At 44.3% G+C, this 19,852-nt stretch carries 15 protein-coding genes and 1 tRNA gene; 14 read left to right on the plus strand and 2 right to left on the minus strand.

Translation table 11 applies throughout. From position 1 onward, the window contains the following. Positions 1–26 precede the first annotated feature (26 nt). Entirely contained in the window at positions 27–1,448 is a 1,422-nt protein-coding gene (gene cysG / locus L1286_RS17710) for a siroheme synthase CysG (RefSeq protein ID WP_235408368.1), read from the minus strand. 397 nt (positions 1,449–1,845) lie between these two features. On the opposite strand from cysG, the gene deoC reads away from it, so the two are divergent. Next, entirely contained in the window at positions 1,846–2,604 is a 759-nt protein-coding gene (gene deoC / locus L1286_RS17715; RefSeq protein WP_235408369.1) for a deoxyribose-phosphate aldolase, read from the plus strand. A gap of 45 nt (positions 2,605–2,649) precedes the next feature. Here the strand turns inward: deoC and L1286_RS17720 are convergent, their stop codons facing one another. Next, positions 2,650–3,441 (minus strand): hypothetical protein, encoded by a 792-nt coding sequence (locus L1286_RS17720; RefSeq protein WP_235408370.1) that lies wholly within the window; start codon positions 3,439–3,441, stop codon positions 2,650–2,652. Between the two features lie 412 nt (positions 3,442–3,853). Between L1286_RS17720 and L1286_RS17725 the strand changes: the two genes are divergently transcribed. The 13 genes from L1286_RS17725 to L1286_RS17785 all read left to right on the plus strand — a co-directional run. Next, positions 3,854–3,930, plus strand: a tRNA-Trp gene (locus tag L1286_RS17725). Between the two features lie 124 nt (positions 3,931–4,054). Further along, positions 4,055–4,432, plus strand: a complete 378-nt coding sequence (gene secE, locus L1286_RS17730; protein WP_235408371.1) for a preprotein translocase subunit SecE — start codon at positions 4,055–4,057, stop codon at positions 4,430–4,432. A 4-nt stretch (positions 4,433–4,436) separates the two neighbouring features. Further along, complete coding sequence (nusG, locus tag L1286_RS17735; RefSeq protein ID WP_023400588.1) at positions 4,437–4,994, plus strand: transcription termination/antitermination protein NusG; 558 nt, start codon at positions 4,437–4,439, stop codon at positions 4,992–4,994. 186 nt (positions 4,995–5,180) lie between these two features. Next, positions 5,181–5,609: a 50S ribosomal protein L11 gene (gene rplK / locus L1286_RS17740; RefSeq protein ID WP_010387320.1), complete on the plus strand. Its 429-nt coding sequence runs from the start codon at positions 5,181–5,183 to the stop codon at positions 5,607–5,609. A gap of 6 nt (positions 5,610–5,615) precedes the next feature. Then, positions 5,616–6,320, plus strand: a complete 705-nt coding sequence (rplA, locus tag L1286_RS17745; protein WP_235408372.1) for a 50S ribosomal protein L1 — start codon at positions 5,616–5,618, stop codon at positions 6,318–6,320. A 335-nt stretch (positions 6,321–6,655) separates the two neighbouring features. Beyond that, positions 6,656–7,150 carry a 50S ribosomal protein L10 gene (rplJ, locus tag L1286_RS17750; RefSeq protein WP_023400586.1) on the plus strand — a complete coding sequence of 165 codons (495 nt, stop codon included), beginning with the start codon at positions 6,656–6,658 and terminating at the stop codon, positions 7,148–7,150. A gap of 72 nt (positions 7,151–7,222) precedes the next feature. Next, positions 7,223–7,585 (plus strand): 50S ribosomal protein L7/L12, encoded by a 363-nt coding sequence (gene rplL / locus L1286_RS17755; RefSeq protein ID WP_023400585.1) that lies wholly within the window; start codon positions 7,223–7,225, stop codon positions 7,583–7,585. Positions 7,586–7,848: 263 nt separating this feature from the next. Continuing rightward, the gene (gene rpoB, locus L1286_RS17760) at positions 7,849–11,874 is read left to right on the plus strand and encodes a DNA-directed RNA polymerase subunit beta (RefSeq protein WP_235408373.1); all 4,026 of its coding nucleotides are present in this window, start codon (positions 7,849–7,851) and stop codon (positions 11,872–11,874) included. Between the two features lie 104 nt (positions 11,875–11,978). Further along, positions 11,979–16,160 carry a DNA-directed RNA polymerase subunit beta' gene (rpoC, locus tag L1286_RS17765; protein WP_065792488.1) on the plus strand — a complete coding sequence of 1,394 codons (4,182 nt, stop codon included), beginning with the start codon at positions 11,979–11,981 and terminating at the stop codon, positions 16,158–16,160. Between the two features lie 447 nt (positions 16,161–16,607). Continuing rightward, positions 16,608–16,982 carry a 30S ribosomal protein S12 gene (rpsL, locus tag L1286_RS17770; protein WP_010387308.1) on the plus strand — a complete coding sequence of 125 codons (375 nt, stop codon included), beginning with the start codon at positions 16,608–16,610 and terminating at the stop codon, positions 16,980–16,982. Positions 16,983–17,083: 101 nt separating this feature from the next. Continuing rightward, complete coding sequence (rpsG, locus tag L1286_RS17775) at positions 17,084–17,554, plus strand: 30S ribosomal protein S7 (RefSeq protein WP_063372396.1); 471 nt, start codon at positions 17,084–17,086, stop codon at positions 17,552–17,554. Positions 17,555–17,581: 27 nt separating this feature from the next. Further along, positions 17,582–19,696, plus strand: coding sequence for an elongation factor G (fusA, locus tag L1286_RS17780; RefSeq protein ID WP_235408374.1), 2,115 nt, complete (start codon positions 17,582–17,584; stop codon positions 19,694–19,696). A gap of 57 nt (positions 19,697–19,753) precedes the next feature. After that, the coding region (locus L1286_RS17785; protein WP_235408380.1) for a GTP-binding protein at positions 19,754–19,852 on the plus strand (99 nt) is incomplete at its 3' end.

The raw sequence follows: 19,852 nt of genomic DNA on the forward strand, positions 1-19,852 counted from the left end.
TCCTACTATTAATTAAATTAAAACGGTTAAGCTACTTTGGTTATTGGCTGAGCGAAGCTACTGACTTGCTCTGTTTGCCCAAACCATGCTAGTTCTTCATGCAGTGCCGCAACTTCTCCAATAATCAATAGTGCTGGAGATTTGATTTGATGTTGCTCAATCTTTGTTGCGAGTTCACTGAGTGTTCCTCTGACGACTCGTTGTGATTTTCGAGTGCCATTTTCAACTATTGCGATTGGCGTTTCTGGCGCCCTGCCATGTTCAAGCAACTTTGCTTGAATATGTGGTGATTTGATGACACCCATATAAATCGCAAGTGTCTGATTTGATTGCGCGAGGCCTCGCCAATCAAGCTCTTGGCCTTCTTTTTTACAGTGGCCAGTAACAAATTGAATTGCCTGCGCATGATCTCTGTGGGTTAACGGTATACCAGCATAAGCACTACAGCCTGCTGCGGCTGTGATACCTGGCACAATTTGATATTTCACATCATGGTTTGCCAGTATTTGAACTTCTTCTCCACCGCGGCCATAAATAAATGGGTCACCGCCTTTAATGCGGCAAACTTTTTTGCCCTGTTTGGCAAAATCCACCAACATTTGATTGGTGTCTTCTTGTTTTACACTGTGATGGCCTGCTTTTTTACCTACACACACAAGGTCGGCGTCACGCCTTACAAGCTCCATAATTTCATCCGACACTAAGTAGTCATAAACCACGACATCTGCTTGCTGCATTAATTGCAGGGCTTTGATTGTCAGTAATTCTGGATCACCAGGACCTGCACCAACGATATATACTTCACCTTCTGGTTGCGTCTCTTCTACCAGCATGTCATGCATTTGCTGCTCAGCACCCAGTTGATCGCCGACTTGGACTTTACTCACAACGCTGGAATCGAATACGCGTTCCCAAAATTGACGACGTTCAGAGAAACTTTTAAAACGTGCTTTTACGTGTGATCTGAAGTTACCTGCTAACCTTGCTAGTGCGCCGGTATGATGCGGGATCAAGGTTTCTAATTTTTCACGAATGCGGCGTGCCAATACCGGTGCACTTCCTGCACTTGAGATGGCAATTGTAATGGGGTCTCTGTCTACAATTGAGGGGAAGATAAACCCACATTTTGGTTGGTCATCGACCACATTGACAAATATATTTTGGTTATTTGCAGCATCGAAGACGGATTTATTAACGGCTTCATTGTCTGTTGCTGCAATAATAAGCATCATGCCGAGTACGTGATGAGTTTCAAAATACTCTTTGATCAGACTAAGCTTACCTTCTTGTGCTAATGACACAAGCTCATCGCAAAATTCGGGGGCGACGACAGTGACATGCGCGCGCGCTTTCAAAAACGCTTGGCACTTTCTCAGTGCGACATCGCCACCACCTACAACCAGTACTGGTTTGTCGTCTAACTTTGTAAATATTGGTAAGTATTGCACAACCTTTGCCCCTAATGCATAACCTTGATTCAAGCCAATGTATGTGGCTTTGTTGTTTGGCAGAATATCTTGCACAATACAGACAAAAAAATAATATTAACCCAAAATATATAACAAAAAGTTATATGCCGACTTTAATTTTGGTTTAAGGCTTATATTTCAAGGGATAGAGCGGAATATGCCCCCATATTAGCAACTTATAGCAATTGGTTATGAGATATAATTGAATTGGATTCCACACACACGTCAGTATCGTTGCGTTCAAAGAGTGCAGTAAGCGGATAATTGTCCTGTAGGGTAGGCGTCGGATCCATTCTACTGGCAGTGTAACTACACAGGAAATTTGAACGCACCAAGACACTTTGTTCTGAGAGAGTTGGCGCGTTAAGGAGATTGAATGAGCTCAACTGAAGTCAATTTGCCCAATGAAGCAAGGCGTGTACTCGGGTTAATGGATCTGACGTCATTGAATGACCATGATAACGAAGAAAGTATCATGGCAATGTTAGATGAAATAGACGCGGCATTAGGATTGCCTGCTGCTGTCTGCGTATACCCACAGTTTGTCGCGTTATGTAAGGCCAGCCTTGTCGAACGAGGCTTTAATCACGTTAAAGTTGCCACTGTCACTAACTTTCCATCTGGCAAGGAACCGTTGGAAAAGGTACTAGCACAAACGCGCCAAGCGATTGCTGATGGGGCGGATGAAATCGACTTAGTGATGCCGTACAACCAAGTTATGGCGGGCGACCCAGATACACCTTGGCAATATGTTCGTTCGAGCAAAGATGTGTGCGGTCAACATGCAAAGTTAAAAGTGATTATTGAAAGCGGCATGTTAGGCTCTGATGAGTTGATTGCACAGGCGAGTGATATCGCAATTTTAGCTGGCGCTGACTTTATTAAAACCAGCACGGGTAAAGTCACTGTGAATGCCACGCTTGCGGCGACTCAAGTAATGTTGTCACGAATTAAAATTAATAATAAACCTGTAGGCTTTAAAGCTGCCGGGGGCGTGAAAACTGTATCCGAAGCGTTACCCTATTTGGAGTACGCTGCCCAATTAATGGGATCTGATTGGATCAATGCAGATAACTTTCGCTTTGGTGCTTCGAGCCTCCTTACCGATGTAAAGGCAATCATAGCAAAGTCATGAGCGCATCAAGGGGAGTGGCGAGCGCGACTCCCTCTCTAGATATCATTAGTCAGGTTTGCTGAAGTCAAAAAGCTGTTGAGCCGATTGGCCATTATAATAGTCAAAAGCGACCTGTACTCGCCACGGCTTCTCACATTCAAAAAGTGGTGCCAAATTAATCGTGAGCTGATAATTGAGTTCGGAATACAGCTTATCCGCTGGTTGTTGCTCATTATCTTGTGAAGGCTTAACCCAGCGCTGATACCTGTTTGCGGGGCAAGGTATATTTTGCTCTGACGCTAGGAGAGAGAGCCTGACAGACTGTAAATGTTCATCCGTTTCTGGCTGCCAGCTAAAGGTTAACTGGTTGCTGTTTAATGTTATCGCTTTAATGTCTTGCTCGTTACTGGGATAAATAAACTCGACAAATTTTGGCAGCGTCAACGTACCAAATGAAGTTGCAGAATCATTTCTAGATAGTGTGATTTCAAAATTTGGCTCAGATGGTAAATCGTCAGGTAATTCAGTGGAGATTGCGCAGCAATGCTGAGGAGTGGCACCTAAGTTTGTAGTGGGCTTGTTTGAAAAAGGATAGCGCTCACCACTGGCCGCAACAAGCTGTAAGCTATCATTGCCCGTTAACTTGACTAACTTCCCATCTTCGTCAGAGAGTGTCACTGTGCCATCCAGTGCCGTTTTTATGTGAGGTGTGTGTTGATTGCTTAAAAATTGCGTAAGCAGAAAGTCTTGTTCTGATAAAGAGGTCGTCGATAGCGCTTCCACTTTATCAGAATCTTTACTTTCACAGCCTAAAATCACGAGGGCGCTGGCTGCTATAATATATTTCTTCATCATCATTCAAATTCCATTGATTGTTATTATCTATTCCAAAAGTTGCGCATTGGCAATACAGGTTAATATTTCTTGAGACACCTTGAAGTTTAGTATCTGGGCCCAACATAGAAGTTTAATATTATGATGTGGAGGGTGCGAATTTGCACTCAACGGCATAAGTAGCTGTTTATTTGTGCATATACATGTCCTTCAACTTTGGGTGTTTCTCATGATACAAAGTGTACCTTCCTGGGTCTTTGTTGCAATAATAAACACTTGTTATGCGGTTATAATTTAGCGAACAAAATAAGAAATAGCTGGCGTTATAGGGGTTGTCTATTTCACTTGCAATGACAAAAGCTGGGAAAATAATGCGATGTATAACTTTTACACTTGTTTTCAGTTTGTTCGTCAGTATAATGGGCATCCACTTTGCAGGGGCGTAGTTCCAATTGGTAGAACAGCGGTCTCCAAAACCGATGGTTGCGGGTTCGAGTCCTGCCGCCCCTGCCACTCAAATTTTTTAGTCCAAATCTAAAATAATGTGTTTTCTTGTCGCTTATTTATAAATTTGGATTTAATGGATTAACCCTGTCAGTGACAGGGTTGTTGTGTCTGTATTTAAGGTAAAACAATTATGAGCACTAATGTTGAAAACCCGTCTAGCTCGATGGACACGGTAAAATGGCTAGTTGCAGTTGTACTACTCACTGGCGCAGTAGTTGGTAACTACATGTATGCAGATATGTCTGCATTGGTACGCGCTATAGGCGTTGTGGTTGCAGTTGGTGCTGCTTTAGGCATTGCCGCAACAACCGAAAAAGGACGTACTTTTATTGCTTTTGCAAAAGAATCTCGTATTGAGGTCCGTAAAGTTGTCTGGCCTACGCGTCAAGAAGCAACGCATACTACAATTATCGTGATGGCAGCAACAGTAGTGATGGCACTTATCCTTTGGGGATTAGATGGCTTGCTATTCCGTGCTGTTGGCTTTTTAACTGGATTGGAGATCTGATCCCATGTCGGATGAGAACAAAGAAAAGAAATTACGTTGGTACGTAATTCAAGCGTTTTCTGGTTTTGAAAAGCGCGTTGCTCAAACTATTATCGAGCATATTAAAATTGAAGGCTTAGAAGAAGACTTCGGTGAAGTACTAGTACCTACAGAAGAAGTTGTAGAGATGCGCGCTGGTCAAAAGCGCAAATCTGAGCGTAAATTCTTCCCAGGCTATGTGCTTGTTCAAATGGTGATGAACGATGCAACTTGGCACTTGGTGAATAGTACACCACGTGTTATGGGCTTTGTTGGCGGTACTTCTGATCGTCCTGCACCTATCAGTCAGCGTGAAGCTGATCGTATTCTTAACCGTCTACAAGAGAATGCTGAAGCGCCTAAGCCAGCAACGTTGTTTGAGCCGGGTGAAGTGGTTCGTGTTATTGATGGTCCATTCGCAGATTTCAACGGTGTTGTTGAAGAAGTGGACTACGAAAAGAGTCGCTTAAAAGTATCTGTACTTATATTTGGTCGTTCAACACCAGTTGATCTTGAGTTCGGTCAGGTCGAGCAAGATACTTAATTTGCAGTATTTTTATACTATTGCAAAAAATAATTGAAAAAGGCCGCTGATTAAACTATAATCAGCGGCCTTTTTGTAGGTAGTGAAATACTGCCGAGAAAAGTAAGAATTTTTTAATCGGGAAGCCGTTTGAGTACGCGTCCTCGCGCGCACAAGGCTAAGACCCATCTAACGAGGTTATTTAACATGGCTAAAAAAGTTGAAGCTCTAATCAAGCTACAAGTTGCTGCTGGTATGGCTAACCCTAGTCCTCCAGTAGGTCCTGCACTAGGTCAACACGGTGTAAACATCATGGAATTCTGTAAAGCGTTCAACGCACGTACAGAGTCTATCGAAAAAGGTGCACCAGTTCCTGTAATCATTTCTGTTTACAACGACCGTTCATTCACTTTCGACATGAAAACTCCGCCAGCTTCTTACTTGCTTAAGAAAGCTGCTGGTATCAAGTCTGGTTCTGGCCGTCCTAACACTGAAAAAGTGGGTACTGTAACACGTGCTCAACTAGAAGAGATTGTTGAGACAAAACGTCCAGATCTTACTGCTGCTGATATGGACGCAGCTGTACGCACGATTGCAGGTTCTGCACGTGCAATGGGCTTGAACGTAGAGGGGTAATTGAGAATGGCTAAATTAACTAAACGTATGCGTACTATCCGCGAAAAAGTGGAAGTAACTAAAGAATACGACATCAACGAAGCTGTTGCTCTTCTTAAAGAACTAGCTACTGCTAAGTTTGTTGAAAGTGTAGACGTTGCTGTAAACCTTGGCATCGATGCTCGTAAATCAGACCAAAACGTACGTGGTGCAACTGTACTACCTCACGGTACTGGTCGTGAAGTTCGCGTTGCAGTGTTCACTCAAGGTGCTAACGCTGACGCTGCTAAAGAAGCAGGTGCTGACTTAGTAGGTATGGAAGAGCTTGCTGAGCAGGTTAAGAAAGGCGAAATGAACTTTGACGTTGTTGTTGCTTCTCCGGATGCAATGCGCGTTGTTGGTCAACTAGGTCAAATCCTAGGTCCACGTGGTCTTATGCCTAACCCTAAAACTGGTACTGTAACACCTAACGTTGCAGAAGCAGTTAAAAACGCGAAAGCTGGTCAGGTTCGTTACCGTAACGACAAGAACGGTATCATCCACACGACAATCGGTAAGGTTGACTTTGACGCTAACCAGCTTCAAGAAAACCTTGAAGCACTTATCGTTGCGCTTAAGAAAGCTAAGCCTTCTCAAGCGAAAGGTACTTACTTGAAGAAAGTAAGCATCTCAACGACGATGGGCGCGGGTGTTGCTGTAGACCAAGCTACTCTAAACACGCAAGTAGCGTAATTTAGATTTTAGCGTTTACATGGCGTAAAAATTAGACTATAATTTTGCGCCATTTCGTTGAGAAGTCACTTCCAACGAAGCAAAGAATTCGGGTTGAAGCGCATAATTTCGAACTGTTGTTTATCAAATTTGGTCTACAATAAAATCGATAAATTGCGTTTCCGTCCAAGACCGTAGGTGTAACTTTGTTACTTAATCTTCCTACGTAGACGGTGTGAATCCCAGCTAGATTTTCCTAATCTTCTGGTTCTCGCCGTAAAAAGCAGCTCAAGGTCACTTGGCTTTGAGTAAAGTAGAACTAGGGACATGTTCCCTATCAACCAGGAGTAACACCCATGGCTTTAAATCTTCAAGACAAAAAAGCAATTGTTGCTGAAGTCAACGAAGCTGCCAAAGGTGCTCTATCTGCAGTAGTTGCAGATTCTCGTGGTGTAACAGTAGATGCGATCACTGCGCTTCGTAAAGAAGCTCGTGAAGCTGGCGTATGGATGAAAGTTGTCCGTAACACGCTTGCTAAACGCGCTGTTGAAGGTACTGATTATGAGTGCCTTAACGAATCGCTAGTAGGCCCAAGCCTAATCGCTTTCTCTTCAGAGCACCCAGGTGCTGCTGCTCGTATCTTTGCTGATTTCGCAAAGAAAAACGAGTTGTTCGAACTGAAAGCGGCTGCATTTGAAGGCAATGTTGTAGACGTAGATATGCTTGCTAAGCTACCTACTTACGACGAAGCTGTTGCACGCTTAATGAGCGCTATGAAAGAAGCGTCAGCTGGTAAATTGGTTAAAACAATTGAAGCTGTACGTGTTCAGAAAGCTGAAGAAGCTGCTTAATCGCACCTTTTACACTTTCATCAATAAATTTTTTTGAACCTCATGGGTTCGTGATTAATTAGGAAACTTAAAATGTCTGTAACTAAAGACCAAATCCTTGACGCGATTGCTGAAATGTCAGTAATGGAAGTTGTTGAACTAGTTGAAGCAATGGAAGAAAAATTCGGCGTAACTGCAGCTGCTGCTGTTGTTGCTGCTGGTCCTGCTGAAGCTGCTGAAGAGAAGACTGAGTTCGACGTAATCCTAGCTGGCGCTGGCGGTAACAAAGTTGCTGCTATCAAAGCTGTACGTGGTGCAACTGGTCTTGGCCTTAAAGAAGCAAAAGCTCTTGTTGAGTCTGCTCCTGCGCCAATCAAAGAAGCTGTTTCTAAAGAAGAAGCTGAAGCACTTAAGAAAGATCTTGAAGAAGCTGGTGCTGAAGTTGAGATCAAGTAATCTAGCATATGCTAGGTTCGCTGCCTGAGAAATCAGGCAAGGGCTGGTGATTTTTTAATCACCGGCCCTTTTGCGCTCTAGAGCGAAAGTATTACTATTGCGCAAAAAAAACCTAAATTCTGCAAGTTTTTCAATGGTTTAATCTTATTGGGAACTGTCGGGTTTGGGGAGACAATTTAGATGTTGTTATCATGGCTTAGATGCCAATGAATGCTGTTCTGCATGAACAGGTTGGGTCAAAGATCAGCAAGCTGAGGAACCCCATGGCTTACTCTTATTCTGAAAAGAAACGTATCCGTAAGGATTTTGGTAAACGTCCACAAGTTTTGGATATACCTTTCCTTTTGCAAACGCAGTTGGAATCGTTCAAAAAATTCATTACTCCGGACGCGGATGGCGATACTGGATTGGAAGCTGCATTCCGTTCTGTATTTCCAATCAAAAGCTACTCGGGCAATTCTGAACTTCAATACGTGAGTTACCGTATCGGAGAACCAGTATTCGATGTAAAAGAATGTCAAATTCGCGGTGTGACTTATTCTGCTCCACTTCGCGTTAAATTACGTCTTGTGCTAATGGACAAAGAAGCGCCAGGCACAGTAAAAGACATTAAAGAGCAAGAAGTTTACATGGGCGAGATCCCGCTCATGACAGACACAGGTACTTTCGTTATCAACGGTACCGAGCGTGTTATCGTTTCTCAGCTACACCGTTCACCTGGTGTATTCTTTGATAACGACCGCGGTAAATCTCACTCTTCGGGTAAAGTGCTCTATAATGCACGTGTAATCCCTTACCGTGGTTCATGGTTAGACTTTGAATTCGATGTTAAAGATAACCTATTCGTTCGTATTGACCGTCGTCGTAAGCTACCAGCTTCAATCATTTTACGTGCACTTGAATTCACAACTGAAGAAATTCTTGAGTTGTTCTTCGAGACAACTGCGTTTGAAGTATCAAACGGTAAAGTGATGATGGAACTAGTACCATCTCGCCTACGTGGTGAGACTGCTGCATTTGATCTGAAAGATGCAGACGGCGAAGTGCTAGTTGAACAGGGCCGTCGTATCACAGCTCGTCACATCAAAAACATCGAGAAAAAAGGTATCACGCAACTTGAAGTACCACATGAGTACATCATCGGTCGTGTTATAGCTAAAAACTACATCGATGAATCAACAGGTGAAATCATCGCTGAAGCGAACGCTGAATTGTCGCTTGAGTTGATGGCAGAGCTTGTGAAGGCTGGCCACACCAAAATTGATACTTTATATATCAATGAAGTAGATAGCGGTGCGTATATGTCAGAGACAGTGCGTATTGATTCTTCTTCAAACCGCCTTGAAGCATTGGTAGAAATCTACCGTATGATGCGCCCAGGTGAGCCACCAACGAAAGACGCTGCTGAAGCTTTATTCGACAACCTATTCTTCTCTGATGAGCGTTATGACCTGTCTACTGTTGGTCGTATGAAGTTTAATAGCCGTGTGGGTTATGACTCAGACACAGGCCCAGGCACGCTGAGCAAAGAAGACATCGTTTCTGTTATGAAAGTACTAATCGACATTCGTAACGGTAAAGGTGAAGTGGATGATATCGACCACTTAGGTAACCGTCGTATTCGTTCTGTTGGTGAAATGGCTGAAAACCAATTCCGCGTTGGTCTAGTGCGTGTTGAGCGTGCTGTTCGTGAGCGTCTAAGTCTAGGTGACCTAGATAACGTGATGCCACAGGATTTGATCAATGCTAAGCCGATTTCTGCAGCTGTTAAAGAATTTTTTGGTTCTTCTCAGTTGTCGCAGTTCATGGACCAAAACAACCCTCTTTCAGAAGTAACACATAAGCGTCGTATTTCTGCACTAGGTCCGGGTGGTTTAACACGTGAACGTGCTGGCTTCGAAGTACGTGACGTACACGTAACTCACTACGGTCGTGTTTGTCCTATCGAAACGCCTGAAGGTCCAAACATCGGTCTAATCAACTCACTATCTACGTATGCACGTACCAACGATTATGGTTTCCTTGAAACACCATATCGTAAAGTAGTAGACGGCATCGTAACTGACGAAGTTGATTACCTATCTGCAATTGAAGAAGGTCAATTTGTTATCGCACAGGCGAACACTAACTTGACTGAAGCGAACCAATTTGCAGAAGAGCTAATTCCATGTCGTTATAAAGGTGAGTCAACCTTTATGCCTAGCGACAGCATCCAGTATATGGATGTATCGCCTCAACAGGTTATCTCGGTTGCAGCTGCACTTATCCCATTCCTAGAGCACGATGATGCGAACCGTGCATTGATGGGATCGAACATGCAACGTCAAGCAGTACCAACGTTACGCGCTGACAAGCCGTTAGTGGGTACAGGTATCGAGCGTACACTTGCAAAAGATTCAGGTGTAACAATCGTTGCTAAGCGTGGCGGTGTCGTTAAGTACGCTGATGCGAGCCGTATTGTTGTTAACGTTAATGAAGATGAGCGCGTTCCAGGTGAAGCGGGTATCGACATTTACAACTTAACTAAGTACACACGTTCAAACCAAAACACGTGTATCAACCAAAAACCAACTTGTATGGTTGGTGAGCCAGTAGTACGCGGCGACGTACTTGCCGATGGTCCTTCAACAGACCTTGGTGACTTGGCACTTGGTCAGAACTTACGTGTTGCGTTCATGCCTTGGAATGGTTACAACTTCGAGGATTCAATCCTACTTTCTGAGCGAGTTGTACAAGAAGATCGCCTAACGACGATCCACATTCAAGAGCTTCAGTGTATCGCGCGTGATACTAAGCTTGGTCCTGAAGAGATCACTGCTGATATCCCTAATGTCGGTGAGTCTGCGCTTGGCAAACTAGATGAGTCAGGTGTTGTTTACATCGGTGCAGAAGTGAAAGGCGGCGACATCTTAGTCGGTAAAGTAACGCCTAAAGGTGAAACGCAACTTACACCAGAAGAAAAGCTACTACGTGCGATCTTCGGTGAGAAAGCGTCTGATGTTAAAGACAGCTCTCTACGCGTCCCTAACTCTGTATCTGGTACTGTTATCGACGTGCAGGTATTCACTCGTGATGGCGTTGAAAAAGACAAGCGTGCACTAGAAGTTGAAGAAATGCAGCTTCGTGAAGCGAAAAAAGACTTCAACGAAGAATTTAAGATCCTTGAAGGCGGTATCTTAACGCGTGCACGTAAATTACTTGTTGAATCTGGGCAAAATGAAGATGCTATCGCACTTCTGAGCACTGAAAAGCTATTAACTCAGAGCCTTGCTGATGAAGCACAACAAGCTGAGCTTGAACAACTAGCTGCGCAGTATGATGAGCTTAAAGCTGAATACGACAAGAAGTTTGAGAACAAACGTCGCAAGATCACACAGGGTGATGACCTAGCGCCGGGCGTACTTAAGATTGTTAAAGTTTACCTAGCTGTTAAACGTCGTATCCAACCAGGTGATAAGATGGCTGGTCGTCACGGTAACAAAGGTGTTATCTCGACAATCGTACCAGTAGAAGATATGCCATACGATGAAAGAGGTCGTACGGTAGACATCGTTCTTAACCCACTAGGTGTACCATCTCGTATGAACATCGGTCAGATCCTTGAAACGCATATGGGTCTGGCAGCACGTGGTATCGGTGAGCGCATCGAAGACATGATGAAAGAGCAAGCGGAGCTTCATGAGCTACGTGACTTCATCAAGAAAGCGTATGAGCTTGGTGACTGCCGTCAAGAAGTAGACATTGCTAGTTTCTCTGATGATGAAGTTCGTCGTCTTGCTATCAACCTTAAAGGTGGTCTACCAATCGCGACGCCAGCATTCGATGGTGCTAAAGAAAGCGAAATCAAAGAGCTACTAGAGCTGGGTGGTTACCCGTCAAGTGGTCAGGTTACGCTTTATGATGGTCGTACTGGTGATGCGTTTGAGCGTCAAGTAACCGTAGGTTACATGTACATGCTGAAACTAAACCACTTAGTAGACGACAAGATGCACGCACGTTCAACGGGTTCTTACAGCCTAGTTACTCAGCAGCCGCTGGGTGGTAAAGCACAGTTCGGTGGACAGCGTTTCGGTGAGATGGAGGTATGGGCATTAGAAGCATACGGTGCAGCCTATACACTACAGGAAATGTTGACAGTTAAGTCGGATGACGTAAATGGTCGTACGAAGATGTATAAGAACATCGTAGACGGTAACCATAAGATGGAACCGGGTATGCCAGAGTCATTCAACGTATTGTTGAAAGAAATCCGCTCGCTAGGTATCAACATCGAGTTGGAAGAAAGTTAATCCGACCGGCAGCTCTGATGAGCTGCCAATCCGGACTGTAACTGTAAAGAATGAAGGGGTGAGCAATGCTTGCCCTCAAGATTAACTCCGACAGGAGAGCTAAGGTGAAAGACTTACTTAAGTTTCTGAAGCAACAAAATAAGACCGAAGAATTCGATGCAATTCGCATTGGTCTTTCTTCGCCAGACATGGTTCGCTCATGGTCATACGGTGAAGTAAAGAAACCTGAGACAATCAACTACCGTACTTTCAAGCCTGAGCGTGACGGCTTATTCTGTGCCCGTATTTTCGGCCCAGTAAAAGATTACGAATGTTTGTGTGGTAAATACAAGCGATTAAAACACCGTGGTGTTATCTGTGAGAAGTGTGGCGTTGAAGTGACACTAACTAAAGTGCGTCGTGATCGTATGGGTCACATTGAGCTTGCAAGCCCAGTTGCGCACATTTGGTTCCTTAAATCACTACCGTCTCGTATCGGCTTAATGCTTGATATGACACTTCGTGACATCGAACGCGTACTGTACTTCGAATCTTTCGTAGTAACAGAGCCTGGTATGACAACGCTTGAGCGTGGTCAGCTACTAGGTGAAGAAGAGTACCTAGATGCACTTGAAGAGCACGGTGATGAGTTCGAAGCTAAGATGGGTGCAGAAGCTGTACTTGATCTGTTGCGCGAACTAGACCTTGGTCAACTAATCGCAGAAATGCGTGAAGAGTTACCTACAATTAACTCTGAGACTAAGCGTAAGAAAATTACTAAGCGTCTTAAGCTTATGGAGTCATTCCACCAATCAGGTAACAACCCTGAGTGGATGATCATGAGCGTATTACCAGTACTTCCACCAGATCTACGTCCTCTAGTTCCACTAGATGGCGGTCGTTTTGCGACTTCAGATCTGAACGACTTATACCGTCGTGTTATCAACCGTAACAACCGTCTGAAGCGTCTACTTGACTTAGCGGCACCAGACATCATCGTACGTAACGAAAAGCGTATGTTACAAGAAGCGGTAGATGCACTACTTGATAACGGTCGTCGTGGTCGTGCGATCACGGGTTCTAACAAGCGTCCACTTAAGTCGCTTGCAGACATGATCAAAGGTAAGCAAGGTCGTTTCCGTCAAAACCTTCTTGGTAAGCGTGTTGACTACTCGGGCCGTTCTGTAATCACAGTTGGTCCAACACTTAAACTTCACCAGTGTGGTCTTCCGAAGAAGATGGCACTAGAGCTATTCAAGCCATTCATCTACGGTAAGCTAGAGCGCCGTGGTATGGCGACTACCATCAAAGCTGCGAAGAAGATGGTAGAGCGTGAAGTACCAGAGGTTTGGGACGTACTTGATGAAGTGATCCGTGAACACCCAGTTCTATTGAACCGTGCTCCTACACTTCACAGACTTGGTATCCAAGCATTTGAACCGGTACTAATCGAAGGTAAAGCAATCCACCTACATCCATTGGTGTGTGCGGCGTATAACGCTGACTTTGATGGTGACCAAATGGCGGTACACGTACCGTTGACATTAGAAGCACAGTTAGAAGCACGTGCACTAATGATGTCCACAAACAACATCCTTTCACCTGCAAGTGGTGAGCCTATCATCGTACCTTCACAGGACGTTGTATTAGGTCTTTACTACATGACGCGTGATCGCATCAATGCGAAAGGCGAAGGTATTGCGTTTAAAGACCCGAAAGAAGCTGAAAAAGCATACCGTACAGGCACAGCTGAGCTTCACGCACGCGTTAAAGTTCGTTTAACAGAAACCATTGTTGACGAAGAGACTGGCGAGCGTTCGGAAAAAACACACATTGTTGATACCACAGTAGGTCGAGCGATCCTTTCATTGATCATGCCAAAAGGTCTACCGTTTGAGCTTATCAACAGAGCACTTGGTAAGAAGCAGATCTCTGGTCTTCTTAATGAGTGTTACCGTCGCCTAGGTCTGAAAGACACAGTCGTGTTTGCTGACCAAGTGATGTACACAGGTTTCCACTATGCGATGAAGTCAGGTGTATCTATCGGTATTAACGATATGGTTATTCCACCTACTAAAACTGAAATCATCGAGCGCGCTGAAGCTGAAGTTGCTGAAATCAACCAACAGTTCCAGTCTGGTCTTGTAACAGCAGGTGAGAAATACAACAAAGTTATCGATATCTGGTCACGTGTTAACGAAAACCTTTCACGTGAAATGATGGCGAACTTATCGAAAGACACTGTAGTGAATGCCCAGGGTGAAGAAGAGCAACAAGACTCTTTCAACTCAGTATTCATGATGGCCGACTCGGGCGCACGTGGTAGTGCAGCTCAGATACGTCAGCTAGCGGGTATGCGTGGTCTAATGGCACGTCCAGATGGTTCAATCATCGAGACGCCTATCACAGCTAACTTCCGTGAAGGTCTAAACGTACTTCAGTACTTCATCTCGACGCACGGTGCTCGTAAAGGTCTTGCCGATACCGCACTTAAGACAGCGAACTCGGGTTACCTAACTCGTCGTCTAGTAGACGTTGCACAAGATTTGGTTATCAACGAATCAGATTGTGGCACGTTAGAAGGTCTAGTAATGAAGCCGCTAATCGAAGGTGGTGACGTTGTAGAACCACTTCGCGAGCGTGTTCTAGGTCGTGTTGTTGCTGAAGACGTATGTAAGCCAGGTACTGACATCGTTCTTGTTGAGCGTAACGTAATGCTAGACGAAAAACTGTGTGACCTGTTAGAAGAGCACTCAGTAGATGAAGTGAAAGTTCGCTCTGTAATCACTTGTGAAAATGACTTTGGTGTGTGTGCATTCTGTTACGGTCGTGACCTTGCACGTGGCCACATCATCAATCCAGGTGAGGCAGTCGGTGTAATCGCTGCTCAGTCAATCGGTGAGCCAGGTACACAGCTTACGATGCGTACGTTCCACATTGGTGGTGCGGCATCAAGAGCATCTGCTGAAAACAGCGTACAAGTTAAAAACAACGGTAGCATGAAGTTACACAATGCAAAATATGTATTGAATACTGATGGCAAGATCGTTGTAACTTCACGTTCGACTGAAATCACCGTTATCGATGAGCAAGGTCGTGAGAAAGAGCGTTATAAAGTACCTTACGGTGCAGTTCTTTCTGTACAGGATGGCGCTGAAGTTAAAGGTAACGACATTGTTGCTACGTGGGACCCGCATAGCCACCCAATCGTTATCGAGCACCAGTCAAAAGTATCGTTCAGCGATATCGATGACTCAAACACAGAAGCTCAGACTGATGAGCTTACTGGTCTAACGCGTGTTGTTGTTAAAGATTTAGCTAAGGTGAATGCAAAAGAGCCTAAGTTAATCATTGAAAACGAAGAGCGTGGCCTACAAGAGATTCGTCTGCCTTCATTCACCACGATTGAAATCACAGATGGTGCAACTGTTCAGCCGGGTGACGTATTAGCACGTATCCCGCAAGAAGGTTCGAAGACTCGTGATATCACCGGTGGTCTACCTCGAGTTGCTGACCTATTCGAAGCGCGTAAGCCAAAAGATCCTGCAATCCTTGCTGAAATCACTGGTACTGTAAGCTTCGGTAAAGAGACGAAGGGTAAGAAGCGTCTAGTAATTACACCTGATCAAGGTGATGCTTACGAAGAGATGATTCCTAAGTGGCGCCAGCTTAACGTGTTCGAAGGTGAGCAGGTTGCTAAAGGTGAAGTTATCGCCGACGGTCCTGAGTCTCCACATGACATCCTACGTCTACGTGGTGTGACTGATGTATCAAACTACATCACGAACGAAGTTCAGGAAGTTTACCGTCTACAAGGTGTAAAGATTAACGATAAGCACATTGAGACGATTGTTCGTCAGATGCTGCGTAAGTGTATCATCCTTGATGGTGGTGATACTGAGTTCCTAGCAGGCGAGCAAGCTGAAGTGGCACGCGTAAACATCGCAAACCGTGAGCTTGAGAAGCAAGGTAAGATCCCAGCTAAATTTGAAATTCAGCTAATGGGTATTACTAAAGCGTCACTGGCAACTGAATCGTTTATCTCTGCGGCATCGTTCCAGGAGACAACGCGTGTTCTAACAGAAGCAGCTGTTAACGGTAAGAGTGATGAGCTACGTGGTCTGAAAGAAAACGTAATCGTTGGTCGTCTAATTCCGGCGGGTACTGGTTTCGCATATCACCAAGATCGTATCAACCGTCGCAAAGAAAGTGAATTGCCGGTTGAAGAGCAAACAGTAAGTGCAGAAGAAGCGTCACAAGCGCTAACAGACGCATTAAATGCTGACTTGCTTGGTGGTAATGAATAAGCCATAGCTACATACTGATTTCAGTATATTTTAAAAGGCCGTCCTTAGGACGGCTTTTTTGATCGAATACGCAAGCAATTCAAACAGTTCGTTTAAGTTAAGAATTGAAATGTAAAACATACTGTCATCTACCAATTTATCGAATCTGGTATACTCATTTCTTAAGATTGATTGTCGAGTTGATGAGGAATGGCTTTTTATGGTTGTTAAACGTCGTTCAGCTTCAAACTTGTGATACACCTCAGCGTTTGTACCTTCCTCTGCACTTTATGCTCTCAAAACAACAAAATTAGCGAAAAATACGGTCATGAAATGGATTTTTATTGACAGGTTAATCTTTGCTCATTAAAATTCGGCCACCCATTTACTCGTTCTATCAAAATGGCACGAATAATTGGGTCGATTTTATTTTTTCAGTAGTAATTTTAACTAATCAGGAGCTATTTAATGGCAACTATTAACCAGCTAGTACGTAAGCCACGTCGCAGCAAGGTTACAAAGAGCAACTCTGCTGCTCTTAAAGCTTGTCCTCAAAAGCGTGGTGTATGTACTCGTGTATATACAACTACACCAAAGAAACCAAACTCTGCATTACGTAAAGTAGCGCGTGTTCGTCTTACGAACGGTTTCGAAGTAACTTCTTACATTGGCGGTGAAGGCCACAACCTTCAAGAGCACAGTGTAATTCTTATCCGTGGTGGTCGTGTTAAAGACTTACCAGGTGTGCGTTTCCACACAGTACGTGGTGCGCTTGACTGTGCGGGTGTTAACGATCGTAAACAAGGTCGTTCTAAGTACGGTGCAAAACGTCCTAAGGGCTAATGGTTCTCCGTTAGTAAGGCCAAGCACTTAAGTTTTAATATTGAATAATTTGTTTTGGGGATTCGTTGAAGAAACGAACCTGAAGATATCGGAGAGATAAAATGCCTAGAAGACGCGTAATAGGTCAACGTAAAATTCTTCCAGATCCGAAGTTCGGATCAGAACTTCTTGCTAAATTCGTTAACGTAGTAATGTTAGACGGCAAGAAATCTACTGCTGAAAAAATCGTATATGGTGCGCTAGACGTGGCTGCTGAAAAATCAGGCAAGTCGCACCTTGAAATCTTTGAAGCTGCACTTGAAAATGTACGCCCTGCGGTTGAGGTTAAATCTCGTCGTGTTGGTGGTTCTACATACCAAGTACCAGTTGAAGTACGTCCAGTTCGTCGCAACGCATTAGGTATGCGTTGGTTAGTAGACTCTGCACGTAAGCGTGGCGAGAAATCAATGGGTCTTCGTCTTGCACAAGAGATCATTGACGCTGCGGACAATAAAGGCACTGCGGTTAAGAAACGTGAAGACGTTCACCGTATGGCTGAAGCGAACAAAGCATTCGCTCACTACCGTTGGTAATCTGCCCAAGACCTTTAAGAGGATATTATGGCACGTACTACTCCAATTGAGCGCTACCGCAACATCGGTATTTGTGCTCACGTAGATGCAGGTAAAACCACCACGACAGAACGTGTACTTTACTACACGGGTCTATCTCACAAAATTGGTGAGGTTCATGATGGTGCTGCAACTATGGACTGGATGGAGCAGGAGCAGGAGCGTGGTATTACCATTACTTCTGCTGCGACAACGTGTTTCTGGAAAGGTATGGATGCTCAGTTCCCTGAGCATCGCATCAATATCATTGATACTCCAGGACACGTAGACTTTACTATCGAAGTAGAACGCTCTTTGCGTGTATTAGATGGTGCAGTTGTTGTTCTTTGTGCTTCATCAGGCGTACAACCACAAACAGAAACTGTTTGGCGTCAAGCTAATAAATACGAAGTTCCTCGTATGATCTTCGTCAACAAGATGGACCGTACTGGTGCGGACTTCTTGGCAGTTGTGGATCAGGTGAAAGAGCGCCTTGGTGCGACACCTGTGCCTATTCAGCTACCAATTGGTGCTGAAGATGAATTTAAAGGTGTTATTGATCTCATCAAAATGAAAGCCATTAACTGGAACGAAAGTGACCAGGGCATGACTTTCACTTATGAAGAGATCCCGGCAGACCTTCAGGATTTAGCTGAAGAGTGGCACTCTCACTTAGTTGAAAGTGCAGCTGAAGCGACTGAAGAGCTAATGGACAAATATTTAGAAGAAGGTGAGTTGAGCGAAGAAGAGATTAAATCTGCGATTCGTCAACTAACATTGAGCAACGAAATTGTGCCAATGTCATGTGGTAGTGCATTCAAAAATAAAGGCGTTCAAGCTGTGCTTGATGCGGTTATTGAATTCATGCCGTCACCAACAGAGGTTAAAGAGATTCAGGGTATCCTTGAGGACGACTCTGAAGCTACACGTCCAGCAAGTGACGACGCGCCGTTTGCGGCGTTGGCGTTCAAGATTGCGACAGACCCGTTTGTTGGTACATTAACTTTCTTCCGAGTTTATTCTGGTACAGTTGGTCAAGGTGATTCTGTTTATAACCCTGTTAAGGGCAAGAAAGAGCGTTTTGGTCGTATTGTTCAGATGCACTCAAATTCGCGCGAAGAAATTAAAGAAGTTCGCGCCGGTGATATTGCTGCTGCGATTGGACTTAAAGACGTCACCACTGGTGACACGCTTTGTTCTCAAGATTCAGTGATCACATTAGAGCGTATGGAATTCCCAGAGCCGGTGATCTCAGTAGCGGTAGAGCCGAAAACAGTCGCTGATCAGGAAAAAATGGGCGTTGCACTAGGTAAACTAGCAGCAGAAGATCCATCTTTCCGTGTTGAGACTGACGAAGAGTCAGGTCAAACGATCATCTCTGGTATGGGTGAACTTCACCTAGATATCATTGTTGACCGTATGAAACGTGAATTCAACGTTGTATGTAACGTTGGTAAGCCGCAAGTGGCATACAGAGAAACAATTCGTGGTTCTGTAGAAGCTGAAGGTAAGTTCGTACGTCAATCAGGTGGTCGTGGTCAATATGGTCACGTATGGCTGAAATTGGAACCAATGGACTTTTCTGATGAAGACGCACCAACTTACGAGTTCGTTAATGAAATCGTAGGTGGTACGGTTCCTAAGGAATATATTCCAGCGGTTGATAAAGGTATTCAAGAGCAAATGAAACAAGGTGTGCTTGCGGGCTATCCTTTGTTAGGTGTGAAAGCGACGTTATTTGACGGTTCTTTCCACGACGTTGACTCAAATGAAATGGCCTTTAAGATCGCCGGTTCAATGGGCTTCAGAAATGGTGCTTTAGAAGCGCAACCAGTGCTTTTAGAACCTGTTATGAAAGTTGAAGTCACTACCCCTGAAGAAAACATGGGTGACGTAGTCGGCGACTTAAACCGTCGTCGCGGCATGATCGAAGGTATGGAAGACGCTTTTGGTGGTCTTAAGCTTGTTAATGCACAAGTGCCACTGTCTGAAATGTTTGGTTATGCAACCGATTTACGTTCTGCAACGCAAGGTCGTGCTTCGTACTCAATGGAATTTTCCAAGTACGCAGAAGCGGCGAAAAACGTTGCCGACGCAATAATTGCAGCTCGCGCTGTTAAGTAATTTTAGTTCGGTCCGGTCTTAGGACTGGACTTTAATTTCTTTATAGGAAATTTTAAAATGGCAAAAGAAAAGTTTGAACGTTCGAAACCGCACGTAAACGTAGGTACAATTGGCCACGTTGACCACGGTAAAACAACTCTAACAGCAGCAATCACT

Source organism: Pseudoalteromonas sp. SMS1, assembly GCF_021530565.1.
Lineage (GTDB): Bacteria > Pseudomonadota > Gammaproteobacteria > Enterobacterales > Alteromonadaceae > Pseudoalteromonas.

Excerpts from the sequence above, each read along its gene's own strand:
- deoC (WP_235408369.1), top strand. The coding sequence starts at position 1,846 with ATGAGCTCAACTGAAGTCAATTTGCCCAATGAAGCAAGGCGTGTACTC.
- L1286_RS17720 (WP_235408370.1), bottom strand. The coding sequence starts at position 3,441 with ATGATGATGAAGAAATATATTATAGCAGCCAGCGCCCTCGTGATTTTA.
- secE (WP_235408371.1), top strand. The coding sequence starts at position 4,055 with ATGAGCACTAATGTTGAAAACCCGTCTAGCTCGATGGACACGGTAAAA.
- nusG (WP_023400588.1), top strand. The coding sequence starts at position 4,437 with ATGTCGGATGAGAACAAAGAAAAGAAATTACGTTGGTACGTAATTCAA.
- rplK (WP_010387320.1), top strand. The coding sequence starts at position 5,181 with ATGGCTAAAAAAGTTGAAGCTCTAATCAAGCTACAAGTTGCTGCTGGT.
- rplA (WP_235408372.1), top strand. The coding sequence starts at position 5,616 with ATGGCTAAATTAACTAAACGTATGCGTACTATCCGCGAAAAAGTGGAA.
- rplJ (WP_023400586.1), top strand. The coding sequence starts at position 6,656 with ATGGCTTTAAATCTTCAAGACAAAAAAGCAATTGTTGCTGAAGTCAAC.
- rplL (WP_023400585.1), top strand. The coding sequence starts at position 7,223 with ATGTCTGTAACTAAAGACCAAATCCTTGACGCGATTGCTGAAATGTCA.
- rpoB (WP_235408373.1), top strand. The coding sequence starts at position 7,849 with ATGGCTTACTCTTATTCTGAAAAGAAACGTATCCGTAAGGATTTTGGT.
- rpsL (WP_010387308.1), top strand. The coding sequence starts at position 16,608 with ATGGCAACTATTAACCAGCTAGTACGTAAGCCACGTCGCAGCAAGGTT.
- rpsG (WP_063372396.1), top strand. The coding sequence starts at position 17,084 with ATGCCTAGAAGACGCGTAATAGGTCAACGTAAAATTCTTCCAGATCCG.
- fusA (WP_235408374.1), top strand. The coding sequence starts at position 17,582 with ATGGCACGTACTACTCCAATTGAGCGCTACCGCAACATCGGTATTTGT.